20 protein-coding genes are annotated in these 21,129 nt (G+C 64.7%); 1 reads left to right on the top strand and 19 read right to left on the bottom strand.

The window, feature by feature from the left end:
• Positions 1-8 precede the first annotated feature (8 nt).
• Together FSB78_RS18395 and FSB78_RS18400 are read right to left on the bottom strand one after the other, a co-directional pair.
• Complete coding sequence (locus FSB78_RS18395; protein WP_147084349.1) at positions 9-347, bottom strand: hypothetical protein; 339 nt, start codon at positions 345-347, stop codon at positions 9-11.
• A 122-nt stretch (positions 348-469) separates the two neighbouring features.
• The gene (locus FSB78_RS18400) at positions 470-877 is read right to left on the bottom strand and encodes a single-stranded DNA-binding protein (protein WP_147084350.1); all 408 of its coding nucleotides are present in this window, start codon (positions 875-877) and stop codon (positions 470-472) included.
• 522 nt (positions 878-1,399) lie between these two features.
• On the opposite strand from FSB78_RS18400, the gene FSB78_RS18405 reads away from it, so the two are divergent.
• Positions 1,400-2,593, top strand: a complete 1,194-nt coding sequence (locus FSB78_RS18405; RefSeq protein WP_147084351.1) for a C40 family peptidase — start codon at positions 1,400-1,402, stop codon at positions 2,591-2,593.
• Positions 2,594-2,677: 84 nt separating this feature from the next.
• Here the strand turns inward: FSB78_RS18405 and FSB78_RS18410 are convergent, their stop codons facing one another.
• The 17 genes from FSB78_RS18410 to pcaF form a co-directional block, all read right to left on the bottom strand.
• Entirely contained in the window at positions 2,678-3,616 is a 939-nt protein-coding gene (locus FSB78_RS18410) for a DUF2493 domain-containing protein (protein WP_147084433.1), read from the bottom strand.
• 226 nt (positions 3,617-3,842) lie between these two features.
• Positions 3,843-4,013, bottom strand: a complete 171-nt coding sequence (locus FSB78_RS19175) for a hypothetical protein (RefSeq protein ID WP_158638044.1) — start codon at positions 4,011-4,013, stop codon at positions 3,843-3,845.
• A 369-nt stretch (positions 4,014-4,382) separates the two neighbouring features.
• Positions 4,383-4,694 carry a hypothetical protein gene (locus tag FSB78_RS18415; protein ID WP_147084352.1) on the bottom strand — a complete coding sequence of 104 codons (312 nt, stop codon included), beginning with the start codon at positions 4,692-4,694 and terminating at the stop codon, positions 4,383-4,385.
• Between the two features lie 88 nt (positions 4,695-4,782).
• Entirely contained in the window at positions 4,783-5,004 is a 222-nt protein-coding gene (locus FSB78_RS18420; protein WP_147084353.1) for a hypothetical protein, read from the bottom strand.
• A complete protein-coding gene (locus FSB78_RS18425; RefSeq protein WP_147084354.1) occupies positions 4,997-5,941 on the bottom strand; it encodes a hypothetical protein in 945 nt (314 codons plus the stop codon). Before FSB78_RS18425 ends, FSB78_RS18420 begins: the two co-directional genes overlap by 8 nt.
• On the bottom strand, positions 5,934-6,545 hold the full coding sequence (locus FSB78_RS18430) for a DUF6927 domain-containing protein (protein WP_147084355.1): 612 nt from the start codon (positions 6,543-6,545) through the stop codon (positions 5,934-5,936). Before FSB78_RS18430 ends, FSB78_RS18425 begins: the two co-directional genes overlap by 8 nt.
• A 24-nt stretch (positions 6,546-6,569) precedes the next feature.
• Positions 6,570-7,205, bottom strand: coding sequence for a hypothetical protein (locus FSB78_RS18435; RefSeq protein ID WP_147084356.1), 636 nt, complete (start codon positions 7,203-7,205; stop codon positions 6,570-6,572).
• Between the two features lie 73 nt (positions 7,206-7,278).
• Positions 7,279-7,488, bottom strand: coding sequence for a hypothetical protein (locus tag FSB78_RS18440; RefSeq protein ID WP_147084357.1), 210 nt, complete (start codon positions 7,486-7,488; stop codon positions 7,279-7,281).
• 245 nt (positions 7,489-7,733) lie between these two features.
• Positions 7,734-7,970, bottom strand: a complete 237-nt coding sequence (locus FSB78_RS19595) for a phosphoadenosine phosphosulfate reductase domain-containing protein (protein WP_242008464.1) — start codon at positions 7,968-7,970, stop codon at positions 7,734-7,736.
• Between the two features lie 30 nt (positions 7,971-8,000).
• Positions 8,001-8,456 (bottom strand): hypothetical protein, encoded by a 456-nt coding sequence (locus tag FSB78_RS19600; protein WP_242008456.1) that lies wholly within the window; start codon positions 8,454-8,456, stop codon positions 8,001-8,003.
• On the bottom strand, positions 8,453-9,376 hold the full coding sequence (locus tag FSB78_RS18450; protein ID WP_147084358.1) for an ArdC family protein: 924 nt from the start codon (positions 9,374-9,376) through the stop codon (positions 8,453-8,455). The genes FSB78_RS19600 and FSB78_RS18450 overlap by 4 nt, the downstream gene beginning before the upstream one ends.
• 140 nt (positions 9,377-9,516) lie before the next feature.
• Positions 9,517-11,595, bottom strand: a complete 2,079-nt coding sequence (locus FSB78_RS18455; RefSeq protein WP_147084359.1) for a ParB/RepB/Spo0J family partition protein — start codon at positions 11,593-11,595, stop codon at positions 9,517-9,519.
• Between the two features lie 127 nt (positions 11,596-11,722).
• Entirely contained in the window at positions 11,723-15,940 is a 4,218-nt protein-coding gene (locus FSB78_RS18460) for a strawberry notch-like NTP hydrolase domain-containing protein (protein WP_147084360.1), read from the bottom strand.
• Between the two features lie 176 nt (positions 15,941-16,116).
• Positions 16,117-17,043, bottom strand: a complete 927-nt coding sequence (locus FSB78_RS18465; RefSeq protein WP_242008457.1) for a replication initiator protein A — start codon at positions 17,041-17,043, stop codon at positions 16,117-16,119.
• A 241-nt stretch (positions 17,044-17,284) separates the two neighbouring features.
• A complete protein-coding gene (gene repC / locus FSB78_RS18470) occupies positions 17,285-18,619 on the bottom strand; it encodes a plasmid replication protein RepC (protein WP_147084361.1) in 1,335 nt (444 codons plus the stop codon).
• Between the two features lie 548 nt (positions 18,620-19,167).
• Entirely contained in the window at positions 19,168-19,626 is a 459-nt protein-coding gene (locus tag FSB78_RS18475; protein ID WP_147084362.1) for a MarR family transcriptional regulator, read from the bottom strand.
• Between the two features lie 285 nt (positions 19,627-19,911).
• A complete protein-coding gene (pcaF, locus tag FSB78_RS18480) occupies positions 19,912-21,120 on the bottom strand; it encodes a 3-oxoadipyl-CoA thiolase (RefSeq protein WP_147084363.1) in 1,209 nt (402 codons plus the stop codon).
• Between the last annotated feature and the right edge of the window lie 9 nt (positions 21,121-21,129).

Genomic DNA, 21,129 nt, shown 5'->3' on the forward strand with positions numbered 1-21,129 from the left:
GGGAGCGATCAGGAACCAGGAGCAGATGGTGGGGTCTCTGAGGCGGCTTCCTCGTCGGACCCGCTGACACCCAGAGCATCGACTCCCGCGGGCGTGAGGACGAAGCTGCCATCGGCCCGCTCAAGCCAGAATCCCTTCGCGGTCATCCATCCTGTAGCCGCGGCAAAGCCCGGCGCGCGGACGTGGTGGGGTACGTGGTCGAGCGGTTCGGCCATGAGCCGCTGCACGTCGGCCATCGTGAAGCGGCGAATGCCGCGTTGCGCGGACGGCTTGAGCACCTGCAGCAGCGTGTCGAGCCAGAGCTGTTCCATCGGTGGTTGCGGCTTCACACCGAACAAATTCTGCATCAAACCCTCCTGTCTGACGCTTCGAGATGGTGCCGTTCGCCGCAGCTCACAAGAAAGGGTACGCCGGTGAAGCCTATGGCAGCGTTGCCCGGGAGCCGAGGCTCCCGGGCTGGCTGAGGCCGTTAGAAGGGGATATCGTCCTCTTCGTTGTCCTGCGTCGGACCCTGCTGCTGCCGCGACTTGCCGTAGGAGAGGAACGTCACCTCGTCGGCGATGATCTCGACACCGAAGCGCTCGACCTGCTGCTGATCGGTCCAGCGGGTATAGTGGATGCGGCCGGTGACCATCAGCTTCTGGCCCTTCTCGACGTTGTCCGCGACCGACTTGGCGACACCATTGAAGCAGGTGATGCGGTGCCACTCGGTGTCGTCGATTCGCCGGCCCTGCTCGTCCTTCAGGACCTTGCCCTCGCCGTCGCGCTTCGGACGCGAGGTCGCGAGGCTGAAGCTGGTGATCTTGGTGCCGCCCTGAGTGGTGCGGGTCTCGGGAGCGTTGCCGACGTTGCCGGCGAGGATGACGAGGTTCTTCATGACGAGGTTCCTTCTGTGTCTGCCTCGGGGTCCGTCCCCTCGGCTGAACACCGTCGAAGACGACCAGGCCGGCGGCTCCACCGTAGCGCAAGCGAAGGGGAACCCCGTGGTGAGGAGTGGTGCGGGCAGCCGCGTCAGCGGCAACACGGTCCGACGACACGCGGGTTGGGGCCGATGGTCGGTCGGCTTAGGTCGTTCAGGAACAAGAGGGGATGGCGCCGTCGGCAGGCGCTGAGCGAGGAAGCTCGGGGGGAAGCTCGCTCCTGAGTGTTTTCACGTCTCACACGCTCCGATCCGCACCGGTCACTGCGGTGATGCCATCGCACCCGGGACCGGGCAGTCCGACGCCGGCGAGGCTTGTCCGGCGATACGCCGCCTCACGACACTATCACGCTCTGCAATTACCATCCGGCTCGCCTAGGTGGGACAGCGGCGAGAGATCCCGATTGCGCCATTGGCAATGGCCCTCCGGCGCACGATGCCCATCTTCAACAGGCGGGCTGCAATCGCCATCTTCGAGACATGAACAGCCGTGACGAGACGTCTGCCCCAACTGCAAGCAGGCCGGGGTATGACGGAAAGATGGTCGCGTTACCGCGCGTGGAATTGGTCGAGGCGGGGGACATCCTGCTCACCTCGAACGTCTTCAGCGATGATCGCGTGGGTCTGAAGCAGTCGGGGGCGATCCGACGGATGACGGGCGGCAGGTTCAGCCACGCCCTCATCTGCTCCAGCCCGCCCGTGTTCGTGGAGGCGATCGGCACCGGCGTCAGCACTTTGTCGCTGGCTCGATGCTTCGCCCATGACATCGCCAATGTCAGACTGCTCCGCTATCCCGACCGGAGCGTTGCGAGGGAAGCGGCGAAGCTCGCGCAGTATGAGATCGGTCGCGATTATTCCGTGGCACGCGCCGTCCGATCGGTCTTCCCGGCCGGAATCCTGGATCGGGTTCACGATCATGGGATCTTCTGCTCCGCGCTGGTAGCGCAGGTGTTCCTCAGCGCGGGCGCGTCGCTGTTTGGAGAGACGCCGGTCTATCGGACGACGCCCGCAACGCTCGATAAGCTGAGCGGTCTCATCGACCTGACGTCCACGGCCTTCCGGTCGGGACTTATGCCCCGAAACGCGGAGACGATGTCGGCGTTGGACGGCGACAGGGCACCGACGCTCTCAGCGCGGCAGACCGAACTGTCCGCCAACTGTGCCCGCGCGGTCTGGCCGATGGTGGAGGTGCTGATCGCCGCCTATCCGGAAGCCGGGCTGGCGGCGCAGCCGGCCTTCTATAGCATCCTGAAGCTCCTGACCGAGGCGATCGATCGGCGGAGCGCTGTTCTGGATGGTCGACGCGATGCGTTCGATCGCGACGTGCGCGCGCTCGATAGAGGCCTCGCCGCGTCGCTACGCGGTGGTGAGCTTGCTGCCCTGCTCACCGAGATCGAGAACGTCGACGGCAAGGGGATGATGATGGCGATTGCGCAATCGTTCGCGGAGAAGCCCGACGTCGACCTTGACGCCATGCAGGGTATGCTCAAGGCCGGGATCGTCCAGCTCGATGAGCGCAACGAGGCGATCGATGCCTGGGAAAGGCGGGGGCCGGACCGATCGGAGGCTTTGAAGCTCTACCTTCCGGTCGAACGATCGGCTGCGGCAGGCATCGCGCGGCGCAATCAGGCAGCGCTCGAGATCCTCGAACGGAGCGGCAGGGTCGTCACGTAACCAAGAAAGCAGAGCACTGGGCCGATCTTCCGGTCGCCGCTCAAACGGCGACCGGAGGGATTGGTAGCGTTCATCGGGATGGCCTTACCCCGACATGGCCGCTGGCGGCGTGCCGAGGGGACCACGGCGATCGACGACGCGGATGCCGGCCTTCTTCGCGTCGATCACCAAGCGCTCCGTCACGCCGTTACCTTTAAAGGCGATGACGTACCGGGGCTTCAGCGAGAGCATCTGTTCGTTCCGACGGAAGCCGGCCCGGTCGCCGAGCTTGCGATCGAGACCGAAGCGGACTTGCTGGATACCGTGCTGTTCTGCCCAGGATGCCGCGATGCGCTCGATCCCCTTCATGTCGCCGCCATGGACGAGATACATGTCGCCGACGCGCTCCCAAACCGCATTGAGCGTGCGCAGCAGGTTGTCGCCGAACGCCTTCATGTCCTCGTCGGTCCGGAAGGTCAGCCGTCCCCCGGCAAACACGACGGGAGTGCCCTGTGCCGTGTTGGCGTCGCGGGCGCGCTCGCGGCGAGCCTGGAGGAAGGCTCGACCGTCGACGATCGCTGACGTGACCCCGAGCGAAATGCGGTTGCCGGTCGACGGGATCCAGGAACGGCCGGTCTCGCGGATGTAGTGCGCCGCTGCGGTGTCGCGCATCACTTCGTAGCAGGTGGCCGCTTCCTCGATCTTCTTGGCAAGGTCGATCTTGTCCTCGAGGTTGGAGGTGTTGATCTCCGACCCGTCCTGCTCGGCCAGGAGGAGCCTGATCTCGTCGGTGAGACGGTCGATCGTCGCGTGCTTCTTCGCCGCGGCCCGGTGGAAAAGATTGACCAGGCCCCAGCCCATCTCCTCGATGTCGCGCTCGAGCGACGTATTCTGGAGGGTTGCGAAGAGGTCGCTCCAGATAGCGGTGGTGGTCTGCTCAAGTGCGTCGGTCGAGGGAGGGCACATGCCCGAGACATCTTCGGCGCGGGGTTCGAGGTGTCCCAGCTCCAGTGCGGAGAGTGCGGCAGCGAGGGAAGTGGTCATGGGGTCAAGCCCTTCATCTGATCGAGGCCGGCGGCCTATCCGCCGGATGCGCACCTCCTGGGCGGCCGAATAAGAGGCGCCCGCACCGAAGAGCAGCGCAGGGAAACCGCAAAAACCGGGGTGGTGCGGGCAGCCGCAGAGCGGCAACTCGGCCCGGATTTTTGCGGTTGCGGGGGTCTCGCGGCCGCCCATGTGCCGCATCTCTCTGGCGGAAGGCTGTCGGGCGTCAGGTGGCGTCGGGCGCGGCCGGGACCATAATCGTTGCCGCCTTCGAACCTCTCGGGCTCAGCCCACACCGCGCGATGTCGTCGAGAATGGCCTGCCCCGTTCCGCACAGACGTACCATCGCCGCTGGGGTGATCCTCAACCCTCCATCGGCGTCGATCGCGTCGATCATGATGCGGAGCTGGTCCACCAGATCCTCGCTCCGGGTTGCGGCATAGCCCGCGCAGGCCGCCACACCAGAGAACACGCCCGGGACGGGCAGGGCTCAGGCGTCGCCTCCATCGGGGACGAAGCGCCAAGGATCGACGTCGGCACCTTCTGCGACTGCGCTGACATAGGTGGGATGCTCCGTGTCCAGGCTCTTCCACCCGTCGGTCGTGTGTGACGCATCGATCGCGGAGCGACAGGCGCTGACGACATCCTCCGCCTCGACCGTGATTTCCGCACGGTAATGGGCAGGGTATTCGAAAGGGGCCGGTGAAGGTCTTCATGGGACCGGACTCCTGAAGGGTGGCAAAATGGGAGACCCAAGCGGTTCGGGTCATTCGTAGCGAGGACGCTCGGCCGGATAGGCGAGAGGGGGCCAGCCATCGTGGACGCGGGCCTCGAAGCGTCCAGCGGAGAGGACGCTGCTGATCGGCCGCGTGTGGTCGCCGGTGTTCCAGTCGCGATCGAGAAACGCCTGAACCTCGTTCGACATTCGCCGGGCACGGTCCTCGTGACCGTCGGAGAAGGTGACGCCGAAGGCGGTCAGCACCGGGTCGGTGCAGAGTTCACCGGCGTCGTACCACCAGCCACCTTCCTCGGGGCCGCCATAGAGCCGTTGGGTGAGGTAAACGGCAACGCTGCGCATGATGATGATCCTTTCTCGACCAGGAGCCGAAGGCTCATCTGTCCAAACGACGCCTCCCCTCCGGGGGGCTGTTTCAGGCGATCACGCGTCAGCCAGCGGCGATCCAGCGCTGGCGGTTGGGCGCATATTTCGAGACCGTCGCGAGGATGATCTTGCGGGGCGGCGTAGCCGCACCGGCACCGAGCTGGCTGGCGGTGATCGCAGCCGCATCAGCGGCGCGCGCCGGCCAGCACTCGTCGGCCGTCAACATCGCGAGTGGGAAGTCGGCTGCGCCTTCCACGACGAACTGCTTGATGACGGCGCTAGGCATGGAGCCAGTTCCTTTCAAGCGCGTCGGTCGCGCGATGGAAGTCGTCGAGCCAGCGCCCCATCGCGGCGCGTTGCTCGACGGGAAGCGCGGCCTGGACCGCCTGGAAGTCGAGCAGCGCCAAAGGCGCGGTCTCGATGATGTGGTCGATCTCGGCCGGGGGAAGGAGGCCGCGTTCGCGGATGAACTCGGTGATGCTACCGGGGCGCGGCGTCGAACCGCGACGCCCAAGCACCGGTTTGCGCCAAAGGCCGTCGACGTTGCGGAGGCGCGGCTTGGCCCGTGCCTCCATCAGCACAATGACGCGCAGCTCCGGAATCGAAAGCTCCAGCACCTCGTCGGGCTTGATGCTGCCACAAAAGAAGCAGCTCGATTTGGGCGGGACGGGCAGGCCGGCGCGCGCAATGCGCGCCTCGCAGTCGGCGCGAGACCAACCCCATTCCCGCAAAGGGTAGCGATAGGCGTAGCGAGGATCCTCGCACCCGATCGCGTGGTGATAACGCTGCGTGTCGCGTCCCGAGGCGTCATAGCCGATCAGCTTCACGACACGGCCGCCTGCGTTCCAGCAGCGGCGCGCCGGCTCCCACCTGGCGGTCCACGCATCTTGCGGGGCCGCCTTCCATTTCTGCGAGCAGGACCCCCCACCAAAGACCACGGAGGGCAGGGTGGCGTTGGTGAGCATGTTCTCGGCGATACCCGCGTAGGGCGGCCAGTGTTTGAAGTTGCGGGGCTGGTAGCGGACGATTTCGGACGCGATGCCGCGCTCTGCCATCCACGCCCGGAACAGCGGGATAAAGGCATAGGTGTTCGATTTCTCGGCGCCGAGATCGGCGAAGAGAACCATATCGATGGGCTCGCCGCGTTCGGCGAGCTCGACGATCATCGCGGTGGAATCGACGCCGGCACCCCAGGCGGCGATGACGGGCGGGCGGTCAGCCATTGGCCGCGCCCCTGACGACGATCGCGGCGTGAACGATGCGGTAGGTCCGCTTGCGGAAAGCCGGGATCCGGCAGATCGCGCGGCTCTCCGGGTCGCGGAAAAGGGGCGTCTTGCCCTTGGGATTGGCGACGACCTCGAAGCGGGCGCGGTCGCTGCCGTCGCTGAAGCGCATGGGCTCATCGAAGATGATGGTCTGCCCGGGCTTCGGGGCCGGCTTGGCCTGCTCCAGCTTGCGCCGGATCAGATTGGCGCGGCAGCGCGCGCGCCAGTTCACGGCGTATTCGCTGTCCGTGTCGGTAAGCGCGTCGAGAATCGAGGCGGGGCAGTCGCTCTCGCACGGTCCCATATGTTCGGTCATGTCTTTGTACCCAAAGACGTGGCCGTCGGTAGAGCGGGGGTTATGCTTGGTGAGGCACACGACCGCGAAGACCTCGCGATCCTTGTTGCTCTCGACGCGCTCACAAGCGGCGTAATAGGTCGAGCCGACCATAGACGACGCGAGGACCGTGAGACGGTGATCGTCGCGCGTGTACGTGAACTGGTTGTCGAGATAGGCGCGCGGCGTGGCGTGGCCGCCCATATCGCGCATGAAGAGCCAACCCATGACGATGCTCCTGGAATTAGAGGATCAGGCGGCAGCGGCGAGGCGCGGAGCGCCTACGTCGCCGACCGTGGCAGCGAGCCGGCGCTGGAACGCGGCCGCGTCCAGCAGCTCGGCGATCGGCGCGCGTTCGACGGGGCCAGCGTGTTCGCCACCCCAGCAGCGGTTGAAGGTGATTTCACTGTCGGGGAGGAAGCTGTGCGGACGCACGCGGATCGACAGGTCCGCGTGGCGCAGTTCGGTCGTGCCGTCGTCGGTGATACCGCCTGCGTCGGTGTTGATGCGGACGTCGTGCGCCGAGAGCCCGATCGCCTCGGCGAGCGAAGCCAGAGCGAGGCGCGCCTGACGATGGAAGGTCCGCTTCGCCGCGGCGTCGCCGGCGACGCTGTTGCCGGCGATGGCGAGCAGGGCCGAGCTGGCGATGACGGTCATGCGGTCTTCCGCGCAGCGGAGCCGCAGATCATTGGTGCTGGGCATGTCGCGTTCAGCGACAGCGGCCAGGTTGCGGATCAGCAGGATGATCGACGCGTCGCGCTCGATCGGCTTGCCGGCGCGCCGGCAGTCGTCGACGCCTGCGTTCAGAGCGTGGAGCGCCGCGGGGAGGGTGGTGAGTGCCTCGGGCGAAAGCGCCTCGTTGTGGCGGTAATGCGTGTCGTAGAACATGGCCGAACCTCCTGAGCGCCAGGGCGCGCCCAAAAGGCCGAAGGCTTCCTCCCCTCTCTTGGAGGGCCGATGGTCACAGCATCAGGCCCGCAGGATCGGTCGAGCGTGACGCTGCGTCGTATCCGTTCTGCCAAGCCGTGCGGAGCTTGCTCCCTCGGCGGTAATGGCAACGGTCGCTGCCCATGACGAAGCAGCGCCATCCCGATTTCTCGGCTTCCCACAGCGGATCTTCCGGGCCGCGAGCCAGAAGCCGCATGAGGTCAAAGCGGCGCGGCGACTTCATGGCGGACCTGCATGGTCGCCGAAGGCGCCGGCAGGGAGTGTCCAACGATCCGCAAGGATCGGAAGACACCACGTCGGATCGTCCGCCTGGGCGAGTTCGTCCGGGTTAATCAGCGCGGCCGGGAAGGGTGTTCCGCGCTCGGCGAGCTGCGACACGCTAAGGGAGCGATGAATGGTCTTTCCGCTCGCCGCCTCGCAGGCGCCGATGCGCTGGAAAGCGGATGGGAAGACGAGGCGAAGCGTCGCCTATTGAGCGGGGGAGCCAAAGATACAGGCTCGGCAGGATAGCCGGCCCCACCCCAGGACGTAGGCCGGGTGGAGCCGGATCCGCGATCGTGCGATCAAATCCCACACCTGCCGCTCGGCCCAGTCGTGGACCGGACGCCAATGGTCGACGGCGCGAGCGAGCGTGGACGTGCGGTGCGGCTCGAAGGCCGCATAGCGCGCGCGGGACGGGCTTTCCTCGGCGCGCTCGCCGGTGATGACGAGCGTGCGGCCGTCAAGGAAGCGTGACTAATTCCGGATCGCGGCCGCAAGGACGTCGATCTTCAGCGCGGGGCTGCACCAGCGCACCCGAAGATCGGGAGACGTTTGGGGAAAGAGCCCTCGCGTGCCCGCAGGGCCGTTACCTCCGGCACGGCCGATGTCGGTCGGCGTCTCGAACGCGATCGGCGCGGTTGGTGCGTCGTCCCGCGCGAGTTCGCGCGCGAAGCCGCCCGCGCGCCACGAGACGTAGAGCGCGATGCCGAAATGTTCGGCGATCGCGCGGACATAGCCGGGCGTGCAAGGCCAATCCATGAAGCTCGGGCCGTGGCCATCGACATCATGATGGTGCAGCTCGATGGCGTGCGGAGGCACGCCGAGGCTGAGGAGGTGCAGGAGGGCGGCAAGGCTGTCCTTGCCGCCACTGAACGCCACGACGAAGCGCCGGTAGGCGCCTAGGTCGAGGCGGGCGTCCTGCGCGGTCATGCTGCTTCACGGATCTGATCCTCGGACTCGGCCGAGACGACGAGACCCGTTGCGCGGAGCAGGTAGCCGGCTGCGGCCTCGGCCTTGGCGGCTGCGGTCATTATCGCGCGGCTGTCCTTGCGCAGGACCTTCAACCACGAGCCGATATACGCGGCGTGGTCGTCCATGTGCGAGGTCGGCAGGCCGAGATCGGCACCGAGCAGCGCGGAGGTCATCTCGGCGCACAGCTCCTCGAACGCGTAAGCGTCGTCGCCGAAACGCTTCCCAAAGGTGCGATCGAGGCGGTCGGGATGGCCGCTCCAATGGCCCGCCTCATGAGCGAGCGTCGAGGCCCAATAGGCGCGGGTCGAGAACAGCTCGACGGGCGGCATGGTGATGCTGTCGGCGATGCGGTCGTAGAACGCGCGATCGCCGCGCATCTGGAGCTTCGCCGGCAGCGCGTCGATGAAGCGCTGCGCGCGGTCGGGAAGTTGGTCAGCGGGAGGGACGATGCTGACCGGGCTCGGGTAGTATTCCGGCGAAAGACCGTCGATCTGGTCGCAGTTGAACACGGCGTAGGAGCGCAGCACGCGGCGCATCTCGTCCGTGGTGTCGCCGGTGACGACGGATTCTACGGTCTTGCTGTAGGATTTGTAGAAGATGGCGATCTGCGAGCGTTCGCCTTCGCGGACCTGGCCGCCAAGCGCCTGCGCCTGCTTGTACGTCATCCAGGTGCGCGAGTTGTAGCCCGCGCCCTCGGCGCACAGCCACAACCAGAAGCAGTTGATGCCCTTGTAGGGGTCGCCGGTCGCGCGCAGCGGACGGCCGCCAAGGCCGGGGCGCCAAGGCTTGACCCAAGGGCGCACGCCCGATTCTAGCTTGTCGATGATGGTGTTGGTGATGATGTCGGCAGGCGACGGCTTGTCGTTGGTCTGTGCCATGACACGTTCTCCTGATCTGGTTGAGGCGACCCGCGTCAGCTTCCTCCCCTCTGGAAGGGCGGTGTCGGGTCACAAAAAGAGGGGCGGCACTCGCGAAGAGTGCCGCCCCCAGTCGCCTCGAACTACGCGGGAGGGAGGGGCTAGGCCGCCTCGCTCAGATGCTGATCGTCGTCCTGATCGTGGTCGGTGCCCTCATCATCGATGTCGGCGCCGGCGTCGGTGTCGGTATCCTCGTCCTCGTCGGGGTCTGTGCCGCGCTCGTCATCGACGAAGCTGGAGCGAAGCGCCGTCCTGGCGGGTTTCTCTTGCGCCTCGAAACGCATCGCCTCGGGTAACCAGGCCGTCGCCTTCTCGCGGATCTCGGCCTCGACGATGCCCTGACCGTTGCACAGTGACGAGCAGGTCGCGGCAAGGTCGCCCTTCTTGGCGTCCTTGTAGCGGCCGCGCAGAATCGGCCCGCCAATCTCCTCGAGCGCTTCCAGCATGACGCCCTTCTTGACGCGGCCGAAGAAGTTCTCGGCCGTCGGGCGCCACCAATTCTCGACCTGGATGTCGAGGAGGCGGCCGAGATGGTCGTGGAAGCCGTTGCTGCGATAGCCCTCGGCGACGTTGAGCGTCGGTTCGAGAGTTCGTGCTATCGAGTATGCAACCCATGCGCCCCGGGCCTCGTCATCGAGCGCCCGGAAGGCGTCGAACCGTTCGGTCATGGTCTTGTGGCCCGCCCAGCTTGTGTCGAGCCGCTGGCGCTGGTCGTCGATGGTCTGCGACGCCATCGAACCCTCGTCGCGGAAGGCGAAGATCGGGAAGGCGGCTGCACCCGACTTCAGGGTCGAGTGATTGGGGATGTGGCTCTGCTCGAACACGACATTCTGCGCCATCAGGAAGATGGTCAGGTCAAGCGCCATTGAGGGATCGCTGGCGAGGTGCGCGACGAGGATCTGGCGGCGTCGGGTCGCCAGTTCGTCGATCAGCGTGGCGCTCAGTTTCGGCCCCTGATCGAAGTCGCCGGCATCACCGTCACCGGCTGCGCCGCCTGACGCTTTGGGCGGTGCGTTGGGGTCGACAACCGGCTTCTCGCTGAACAGGCCGGTGTGAACGCGGGGCTCGCCGTCGCCGCCGATATAGACGAACGTGCCGATTTGCGCTTTCACCGCTGGATCGATCTCGTGACGGGCATCGTCAATCGCTTCCAGCTCGCGCTCGATCGCCTCGATGCGCGCGCTGGCGGCTTCGGCCTCGATGCTGCCATCGGGGAGTTCCTGCTCGAGCTGGTCGACCAGAGTGTCGTTCTCGGCCGACAGCGCCTCGACACGCGCGGTTTCCTCCTCGGTGAGCGCACGCGCGGGAGCGTGAAACTCGTGGAGCTGGTTCGCGACGTCGTAGGGGACGTGCGTGGCCGCTATGGGCGTGACGAACGCGAGGCCCTCGGCCTGCGCCAGTTCGGCCGCGGCCGCTTCCAGCTTCTTGGCCGCGAGCGTCTCGATCAGATCGACGTCGATCCAGTTCTCGTCGCCCTCGGTCGCGAAGAGGTCGCCCTCGATGCGACCGCCTGCGGCGACATAGGCATCGCGACCAACGAAGCGGGCCTTGGCGTCGTTAGCCTTGACCGTGCCGTTGAGGATGGCGCGCCGGATATTGTCGGGATTGTCGCCATAGTAGGAGTTGTTCATCTGGGTGAACACGCGGGCCTGACGGTCGATGTCGGTGGTGACGGCGTATGCCTGCGCGACGCCGAGCGTGATCTCGCCTGTGGCGAGCGCCTCGAAGACGCACGCCGCCAGCTCGGCGAGGCGCACGCGCTGCTCGACGAAGCGGGTGGTGACGCCCTGACGCTTGGCGACGTCCTCGGCGGTCATGCCCTTCTGGATCAGGAAGTTGAACGCGGTGCATTCATCGGCCGGATTCATCGGCACGCGCTGGAAGTTCTCGGCGAGGCTCACCTCGATCGAGTTGTCGTCGTCGCTTAGCACAAGGACCGGGACGGTATGGTCAGCGGGAAGGGTGCCCTGCTCGATCAAGAGCTGGAGCGCGCGCAAGCGACGACCGCCTGCCTTCACGGTAAACGTACCCGCTTTCTTGAGCGGGGTGACGATCAGGTTCTGCAACAGCCCCTGGGCTGCGATGTTGGCGGCGAGGGTGTCGATGCCGGCATCGCGGTTCGACTTGCGCACGTTGTCCTTCGACAGCGACAGGTTCTTGACCTTCACGGACTGGATCATCGGTCATACTCCATTCGGGGATCAGCGCAGCCGTTCCGACGGTCACGCAAGCCTGGTCCTCCAAGCTCAAAAAGCCGAAGGCTTCCTCCCCTCCCTTTGATCGAGCGGAGAGGAAGTCCTTGGTTCGTCAGGTGATCCGGTCGATCACGGTCGCGGCGGTCGCGACGGGCACAAACATCCGCGTCTTGTGCTGGATGATCTCGGTGAAGCAGCCGGCCGCCTTCAGCTCAGGCAGCCGCGTGTGCGGCCAATCGAGCAGTTCGAGGCGCTGCTGGCCCGCGACCAGGCTGCGCTTCAGCCGGTACGCGCCCACGGCCGCGATCTCGCCGCTGGTGATGACGTGCTTGGCGGTCTCTGCCCCCGAGACTGTGATGGTCGCGGCGATGCCGAAGGCGTCCGCGAGCTTGGAGACAAGCGGGGCAGGGACAATGCGGCCGAGGAAGGACTCGCCGTCGTCAGTGTTGAGCCGCCAGACCTGGACGTGATCGTCGGGCAGGCGATCCCAGACGGGCAGGAGCAGGCCGGTGACGAGGTAGAGCGTGCTGGTGCGGGTCTTGCCCGACATCTCCTCGACCTCAGCCTGCCACAGGGCGGCAAACTCATCGTCGCTCGCCTCCTCCCACATCGTCTCGACGAGAAGATCCTGCCGCATCCGCTCGCTGCGGGTCGGGCGGACCAGCTCGTAGCGGCGCACGATCTCGCCATCGTCGTCGGTCAGCGAATAGGTGCTGCACCGGATCGCGGCCTTGCCCGATTTCCGGTTCACCATCGGCCGTGCATCGTCGCCGAGGATCCGCAACGCGCGATCGAGCGCGAGCGGCTTGTAGCGTTCCTCGGTTTCGAGCCGGAGGATCTCGGTCTCGGCGCCGCTGGTCTGGTCGCGCCGGATGACGGTGCGATCGAGGATGGTGATGCGCTCGGCGTTGATGCTCTCGACGCCCAGATCGAGCGTGCCGGCTTGCCTAGCTGCCTCGATGCGCGCCTCGATCAGACCGAGATACTCGTCGAAGATCGCGTTCTGGAGCCTGATGCGCAGTGCCAGGATGCGATTGAGCCAGCGCTGAATGGGCGGCAGGTCTTCCTTGAGACCGCCCCCTTCGCCCTCCAGCTCGAGGCCGGTCAGCTTCTGGAACTGGTCGAGCGTGGTCGAGCGCAGCTTGCCATCAGCGAGCAGCCGGAACCACTGTTCCAGCGACTCCTTCGCATAGTCGCTTTCGAGATTGTCGCGCGGATCGAACAGGCCCTGTCCGCCCGTCTGCCGCTGGCCGCGCGTGAGCGCGCCAAGGCTGTCGAGCCGGCGCGCGATCGTCGAGATGAAGCGGCGTTCGCCCCGGCAATCAGTCGACACCGGCCGGAATAGCGGCGCGGTCGCCTGATGGGTGCGATGCGTGCGGCCGAGCCCCTGGATGGCGGCGTCAGCACGCCAGCCCGGCTCGAGGAGATAGTGGTTGCGACGCGTTTGGTTCTCGCACGTCAGACTCGCGTGATAGCTGCGGCCGGTGCCGCCAGCATCGGAGAAGATCAGGATCTTCTTGGCACCGCGCATGAAGGCGTCGGTCTCGGCAAGATTGGTGCGCGGGCTGCGGCTCTCGACGCGCTGGCGACCGTGCGCGTCCATGATGACGCGCCGACTGCGCCCCGTCACCTCGGCGACCGCATCGGTGCCGAAATGCCCGATGATATGATCGAGGGCGGAGCCGACGACGGGAAGAGCGCAAAGCTGCTCTACCAGGTTGTCGCGCATTTCGAGCGCCTCCTGGCTGAACACGGGCCGCTCGTCCTCATCCGACATCGGTTCTGAGCGGGTCTTGCCGGTGTCGTCGACATAGGTTTTCATCTGCCGGACCGGGAAGGCGGCCGTCAGGTACGACATGACGAACTCGCGCGGGGAAAGCTCGATGTCGAGGTTGGCGCGTTCCTCGACCGTCAGCGCGGCAAGCGCCCGGTTGAGCATCGCCTCCGACGTGGAGACAAGCTGGATCACGACGCTCTCGCCGCGATCGAGATCGGCGCGGATCGCGGGGATCAAGGCAGGCAGCTTCATGCCGATGAGCAGTTGGCAGAAGAACCGCTGCTTGGTGGACTCGAAGATGGAGAGCGCGGCCGCCTTGGCGCCGCTGTTGTAAGTGTCCTTCGAGAAGCTGTCGGTCACGCGGGTCGCGTCGAGCGCGGCGCGCAGGTTCGCGTGGATGATCGCCCAAGCGTCGGCATAGGCATCGTACACCTCGATCTGGTCGGGGGTTAGGTTGTGATTGAGGATGTCGTACTCGACGCCGGCAAAGCTCAAGGCGCGAGCGACATAGAGCCCCTGCATCTTGAGGTCGCGGGCGATCAGCTCCATCGCCGCGATCCCGCCACGGCGCAGACTGTCGACGAAGGTCCGGCGATCGGCGAACGCCGTGCCCGGCCCCCACAGCCCGAGCCGGGTCGCGTAGGCGAGGTTGTTGACGTCGGACGCGCCCGTCGCGGACACGTAGAGGACGCGGGCGCGGGGGAGGAGGTTCTGCAGGCGGACACCGGCAATGCCTTGGTCGGAGCCGTCCTTGGTGCCGAAGCGGCCTTCGCCGCCTGCGACACCCGCCATCTCGTGCGCCTCGTCGAACACGATCATGCCGTCATAGTCGTCGCCGACCCATTCGAGGATCTGCTGGAGGCGGGTGCCCTTGTCGCCGCGATTGGAGCGGAGCGTCGCATAAGTAAGGAAGAGGATGCCCTCCCCGGCGCCGATGGGGGTGCCGAGCTTCCACTGGTTGAGGTGCTGGATGTCGAGCGCGAGACCGCCAACGGCGGTCCAGTCGCGACGCGCGTCCTCGAGCAGGGTCTCGGTCTTCGAGATCCAAATGTGCTTGCGGCGACCGCGGAGCCATTGATCGAGGATGATCGCGGCGACCTGGCGGCCCTTGCCGGCGCCGGTGCCGTCGCCGAGGAAGAAGCCGGTGCGATAGGCGCGGCCATTCTCGTCCGGAGTAAGCGACAGGCCCTCTTCGACGGGTTTGAACAGGCCGGGAATGTCGCGCTCGAAGGCGTCCCCGGCATAGATCAGCGTTTCGAGTTGGGCGTCGGAGAGCGTCTTCGCGTCGACGACCGACTGCGAGAGGGTAGGGACGTAGGACGGCCGGGGCGCCGTGATCGAGCCCATGGCGATCGATTCCACCAGCGCGGTCGGATGGGCGGACGCGCACGCGATCGCGATCCGGCTCGGCCGATAGGGCAGGTACACGCCGACGGACTCGCCGGTCGGGAGCGGATCGGTGAACACGGTATAGTCGATCGTGTGCGCGGCCTGTGACTGCGCCACTTTCGGAGCAGGGGCGGTCAGGCGCGACTTGCTCAGCGCTCCGCCAAGCAGCGAGCTGCGACCGGCAGGGCGGGCGAGCAGCGACAGCGGGCGGGCCGCAGGCGTGACGGGTGGAGCCGACTTTCCGGCGCCGATCGCGGCAAGCGCGTCACCGAGAGACGCGCAGCGGATCAGCTCGGCAGGCGTGCCGGTGCCTTTCTCCAGCACCATGATCTTCACAGGTTGGCTGGTGCCATGCTTGGCATAAGCGTTCGCCGGCAGCTCGAGGTGCAGCGTCAGCGTGCATCCTTCGGTCGCCTTCGCCCAGGCGCGGCTTGAGGTGTCGACGCGATCGGGCAGGATCGCGGCACAGCGGCCTCCGGCCGCAAGCCGCATCAACGCGGCACGCAGGTGCCGGAACGCGGCCAGCGGGTCGGCATGACGGCCGATGCTGCGCGAGAAGGGGGGATTGATGAGGACGGCCGTTGGCCGGATCGTCGATGGAAGGAGATCGTGGATCAGCTCGGCGTCGTGCCGGGTGACAGCCACGCCAGGGAAGGCTGCGGCGAGCATCTCGGCGCGCGCGGGGTCGATCTCGTTGAGGACGAGGCGCGCGCCCGCGCGGTGCGCGAAGGCGGCGAGGAGACCGGTGCCGGCAGAGGGTTCGAGGACCAGATCCGTAGCCGCGATCCGGCCGGCGAGCGCAGCGAGGTAGGCGATCGGGGCAGGCGTGGAGAATTGCTGGAGTTCGATCTGCTCCTCGCTACGAACCGTGTGCGTCGGCAGGCTCGCGACCAGCTCGGTGAGCGCGGTGAGGCACGCGCCAGGATCAGCGGGGAGATCGGCTTTCGCCAGGTGCATGACCTCGGCGAGTTCGAGCATGTCGTAGGCGTCGCGGAGGGACCAGCGGCCATCGGCCGACGATCCGCCATAGGCTTGCTCCATCACCCACAGCAGCGTCTCGCGCTGGAGGGATCCGTTCTGAGCGATGGAACACGCGACCGCCTTGGCTGCGGTGATCGACGGTTCGGTGAAATCGAGTTCGAGAGCTGCGGCTGAAGTGCGCATCGTGGGCCTCCGGTCTGTCGCCCGGTGCTCATCACCGGATCAACAAGCCGAAGGCTCCCTCTCCTCTGGACCCCGCTTCTTGGCGGAGTGTCGCTTCCGCGAAGCAAACTGTCTCAACCGGTTGGGACACATCGTCAGACCCTAATCGGGCAGCGTGTCAGGCATATGCTTCGATCTTAGGCGGCCAATGCGGCCCGACCGCCGCCCGATCGATCCTTCGGCCGCATTACAACGACCGTTTCAGGCTTTCCGACCCTCCGGCCGAGCTTATCACGTGCAGGGACATCGGGGACGACCTCACGAACGTCGATCGAATAGCTCGGAATCTTATTCTCAGCTGCAATCTTCTTTAGCTGGCTTTTCAAAGTGCGGAGCGGCGATGATGAGCCGATTTTGGCACCCAGCATCTCCAAGGGCATCTCATATTCTTCATCACGACAATAGCAGTGCGCCAACTCATAAAGGCGCCGCTCGATCGAGCCGAGACGGAAATAGTCGTTGTGATAATCATAGATGCGGCTGTCACGCGAGACCGCGCGGACGAGCCAATCACAGAGCTGGACGCGGACCGGCATGAGTTGATCGACGCCGCTTGCCGTTTCGCGAGTGGTCGCCTGCGCTTCCGCGAACCAGGAAAAGAAGCCCTTTGTACCAACGGTACCGGTTTTGATGTTAGTGCGAATCTGCGTGCCCTGCAGACGACCGAGCGCTTCGATAAAGCGATCGTAATCCCGCTTTGAAGGGCGGGCAACGCCGGTGGCCCTGAAAAAGTCATGTGCGTTGAAGGTGAATACGTTCTGTACTTCACCACCAGTCCGGCCAATATGCTGCACCATCAGCGAAAGAACGTAGATCAGGACTTCTTTATCCCACATCGTCGCGATACCGCTCGAACTGGGTTTGATCTCGATTTTGACGCCGTCCATCTCATAGGTCATCGCCTCCATCTGAGGCCGCTTCGCCAGCGAGAATAGCGGAAAGTCCATAATGCTCTGTTCGCCGCGAACTTTTCCGTGCAGCGGGCTGTCGAGATAGTCGAACAGCTTGCCCTGTGTGAGAGCGACTTCTCGCGAATCCATCGTCGGGGCTCCCACCAGCTTCATCCAGCAAAAGGGCTTATAACGGATCGGGCACAAACCTGCAGTCGGATAAGCGACCGCGTTATCGATAGCACGAGGATTTGGAGCGATTTAGTCGGCAAATCGGGACGGGTTTGACATTTTGGCAGGTGCGGGCCGCGGCAAACACCAGCATGACTCGTGCTATCGGTAACGCCGTGGGTGCCTTGGCGAGACCCGGTGCGCAGTTCGACGTGCAGGTCACTGAAAAGATGATGAGATCCCGTCACCGAAGTCCAACTCCCCGGTTAACCAGCCGCGACATCAGGCTCCCGATCGGCGTCGCGTCGGTCCCATCCGACATCCCGCGCATGGCAACAGCGTGGCTCGTGTCCTTGAGCCCGTGGAGCGTTCGCCCGAGGTTCAATTCGCCCTTCCCAGCCTTGCTGCTCATTCCACGAAGATACGCGCCAGGCCGTTGGACCTCGCCGCGCCGGTATTTCTGGATGGTGGCGATGACCGAGGCAGCAGCACCTCGTTGACCCATGATGCGACACGCTTCCTTGAACGCGTGACTGCTGATCCCCGACTGGCCCGCAAGTCGCTCCGCGGTGGCGACCACCTCGCCCCACGACCCATCGCGATAGAACAGACCGGAACAGAGCTCCGGCGCGATCGATATGATGAACCCCGGATCGACACCGTGCTTCTCCAGATCGTCCTCGACGGCGGTCTGAGGTTGAGAGGGGAGGGCGCCCTCATTTCCACTACTCTTTTTCGCCAAGCCGCTACGGGTATCTGCGTTAGCAGATTGGAGGTGCTTTGTAGTTGTAGAGTCGATGTCTTCAGAGGCATCCCAGCATGAACTATTGTCCTTATGTAAGGAACCGGTGGGGTCGATGATCTCGGCCGCCACAGCCTCGGCAAGGCGACGCGCACGCTCCTCGATCTGCTCCACACAGGCTGTGAGAAGGCCAGTGTCGCGAACACCGCGCATCTGATCGGTAGCCATCAGCGCCAAAGCGAGATCGTCGTCCGCCTTCAGATTGTGGAGCCCGGCGTCGAATGCAGTTTGGGCCAAGGCCCTGATATTTCTGCGGCTGGCGGCAAGGCGCTTGCGCAGCACTGTCAGTGCCGCGTCCTCTGCGGCTCCCTTGGCCGCTCGAGCTACGAACTCCTGTATCCTGGTGCCGATCGGAGCGAGGACGATGCCGTAACCCCACGTGATGAAGCCCTCGACCCCGCGGCGTCCTCCACGATGCCCGTTGGGACTATCTCGAAAGCTGATGAGACCGAACGCCTGCGCCTGATTCAGGAGCTTTTGGACCTGACGAACGGTCACTCCAAGCTTTTGCGCGAGCAGGTCGTTCGACGGCCAAACGACCGGGATTTGCCCTCCCTGCCAGTCCTGCGGCTTCGTCCAGGCAAAAAGGAGATCAATCACGGAGACCACGCGCGAGGGAACACCCATATAAGGTGCCGCACGCTTGAGCGCCGCAAGCGCGTTAGAAGGCGCGATGCCGGTGTCGAGCCCGCGAAATTCCTCGACAAGCTTTGTCGCCTTGGCGGCATGCTCGTCAAACCGACGCAGTCCCCTGCCGGGGCTCTGGGCAGCAGCCATCGTTCGTTCTCCCTGGGAGGGGAGGCCGTGCAGACAAAACAACCCCGTGGCGCCACGAACGGCGCTTTGAGGGTGGCAATATGGAAGGGAGCCAGCTAAGTGAGGTTTCTCACTTCCGCCCTAGCAGGCGTCCCGAAAAGCCCGGCGTCGTGCCGGGTTTTTCATGTCGGCACAGCGTACCCCTTAATTCGATGTGACGCCCGCCCGGGTGGGACGGCGGCGGTCGGCGATGAGCCGATCCACAGCGCCAGTTGTTAAGCACCGCCGGCCAGTCAGTCGTGTGGAATGAATCGTGCTATCGGTAACGAAACCCGGGATAATCACGTGCTATCGATAACGAAGCGCCGATCGTCGCTCGTGCTATCGATAACGCGGTGCCGCTAGGGCACGTGCTATCGGTAACGCCGTCGCGCTTTTACTCGTGCTTTCAGTAACGGCGTGAGAGCGAGGTGATTCGGCAGTCGCCCGGTGGCATGTAGCGCGGCAAGAAAGCGTTCTTTTCAGTGGCACGGGAACGCATATCCGAAGATCAAGGCCGCTTGCTTAACTCAGAGACCGAGTTGTTCAGCGACAATCTGTAAGTCGAGCCACTGGTTCAACGAGTCCTCGAGCAATGGCAACATGGTCACAATCAGACGGCGCCGATCGTCGGGGTCTGGACCACGGCTGATGTACCGGAGGGCCTCAATATTTTCTATGTGCCGCAAGGCTGTGGTGGTCGATCCACCGCTCAGGCTGCAGAGTTCCGAGACGGCGAGCGCACGCTGTTCAATCGTGGCCACATAAAGCTCCAAGATCATGTCCCAGCTAGGATCATAGAACCGGACACCAGCGAATTTTTTCGCCCGTCGCCGGCGCCCCGCTAAGATGGCTTTGGCGGCGAGGTGCCGGCGCTCTTCACTTTCTGGGTTCGATGCCCGTGCGGTCAGCAAAGTGTCCTCGATCGCCTTACGAGGCAGGCGAACGACAACGTCGATCAGCTCGTCTCCTTCAAATGTCGTAGCCATAATCGTCTCGATCCTTCCGAACATGAGGCTCGACGTGACGCGCTAGACGGGAGGTCCCAGGGGGACGTCACACGATCAATAGCTATATCGGCTCGACCATTGCCTACAGCCGATTAGCAACGACCAAACGGTCCCAGCTGCGGCCACGATGTTGATTTCGTTGTGTGTAAAGCGAGCTGAGCCGGGCTCGTGCCCTTCCGCCAATCGAGGTGGGCATGGCCGTAACCCGATATGCCTCGGAGAGACTTTCAGGGAGGTGAGGGTGCAAGGCCCGCTGTTTGATTATTAAAGCATTTCGATAGCTAACGCGAGCCCCATTCCTACACCGACACACAACGTAGCGAGACCGCGCTTCCCGCCAATTCGCTCAAGCTGATGCACCAATGTCATGGCAATCCGAGCTCCGGACATTCCAAGAGGATGGCCGAGGGCGATTGCGCCGCCGTTTGCATTGACGTGCTCAGCATCGTCGGCAAGACCAAGCGTGCGCATGACTGCCAGGCTCTGGCTAGCAAAGGCCTCATTTAGCTCGATCGCGTCGAAGTCGGTGATGGCAAGACCAAGCCGTTCCATGAGCTTTTGCGTCGCTGACACGGGACCAATCCCCATAACGCGTGGCTGGACCCCGCTCGATGCCATGCCAAGGATACGCGCTCTCGGTGTAAACCCGTGGGTCCGAGCCGCCTCTTCTGTCGCGATCACCATCGCCGCAGCACCGTCATTGATGCCGGACGCGTTGCCGGCTGTGACTGTACCGTCCGCCCCGAACAATGGTCTGAGCTTCTGCAACACATCGATTGTCGTGGCGGCACGCGGATGCTCGTCGACCACAACATCGAACGTTTCGCCTTTCTTCTTACCTGGCACAGAGACCGGGATTATTTCTTTCATGAAGAAGCCGTTCGCCTGAGCAGCAACCGCACGCTGTTGGCTGCGGAGCGCAAACGCGTCTTGATCGGCGCGCGATATACCAAAGTCGCGTGCCACGTTCTCACCCGTTCGCGGCATTGTCTCGGTACCGTAAAGCGCATCGAGCGAGGGGTTGACGAAGCGCCACCCCATAGTGGTGTCCTCTAGCGTCTGGGTCCTGCCAAACGCACTGCCGGCTTTTCCCATGACTAAGGGCGCGCGCGACATGCTCTCTACGCCACCAGCAATGGCGATCGCCATTTCCCCGCTGCGGACTGCCCGCGCAGCGGCGCCGACAGCTTCAAGCCCGGACGCGCACAGCCGGTTGAGCGTGACGCCCGGCACGGTGTACGGTAACCCCGCTAGCAGCAGGCTCATCCGAGCGACATTGCGATTGTCCTCGCCTGCTTGGTTGGCACAGCCGTAGAAGACCTCGTCGATCGCGACCGGGTCCAATTCCGGACTGCGCTCCAGGAGTGCTTTAAGGGGAAGTGCTCCCAGATCGTCCGCACGAATTCTCGCTAGAGCGCCGCCGTAACGCCCGATCGGCGTTCGAACAGCATCGCAGATCAAGGCTTCTGCCATGACGTTTCC

Source organism: Sphingomonas ginsenosidivorax, assembly GCF_007995065.1.
Classification (GTDB): Bacteria; Pseudomonadota; Alphaproteobacteria; order Sphingomonadales; family Sphingomonadaceae; genus Sphingomonas; species Sphingomonas ginsenosidivorax.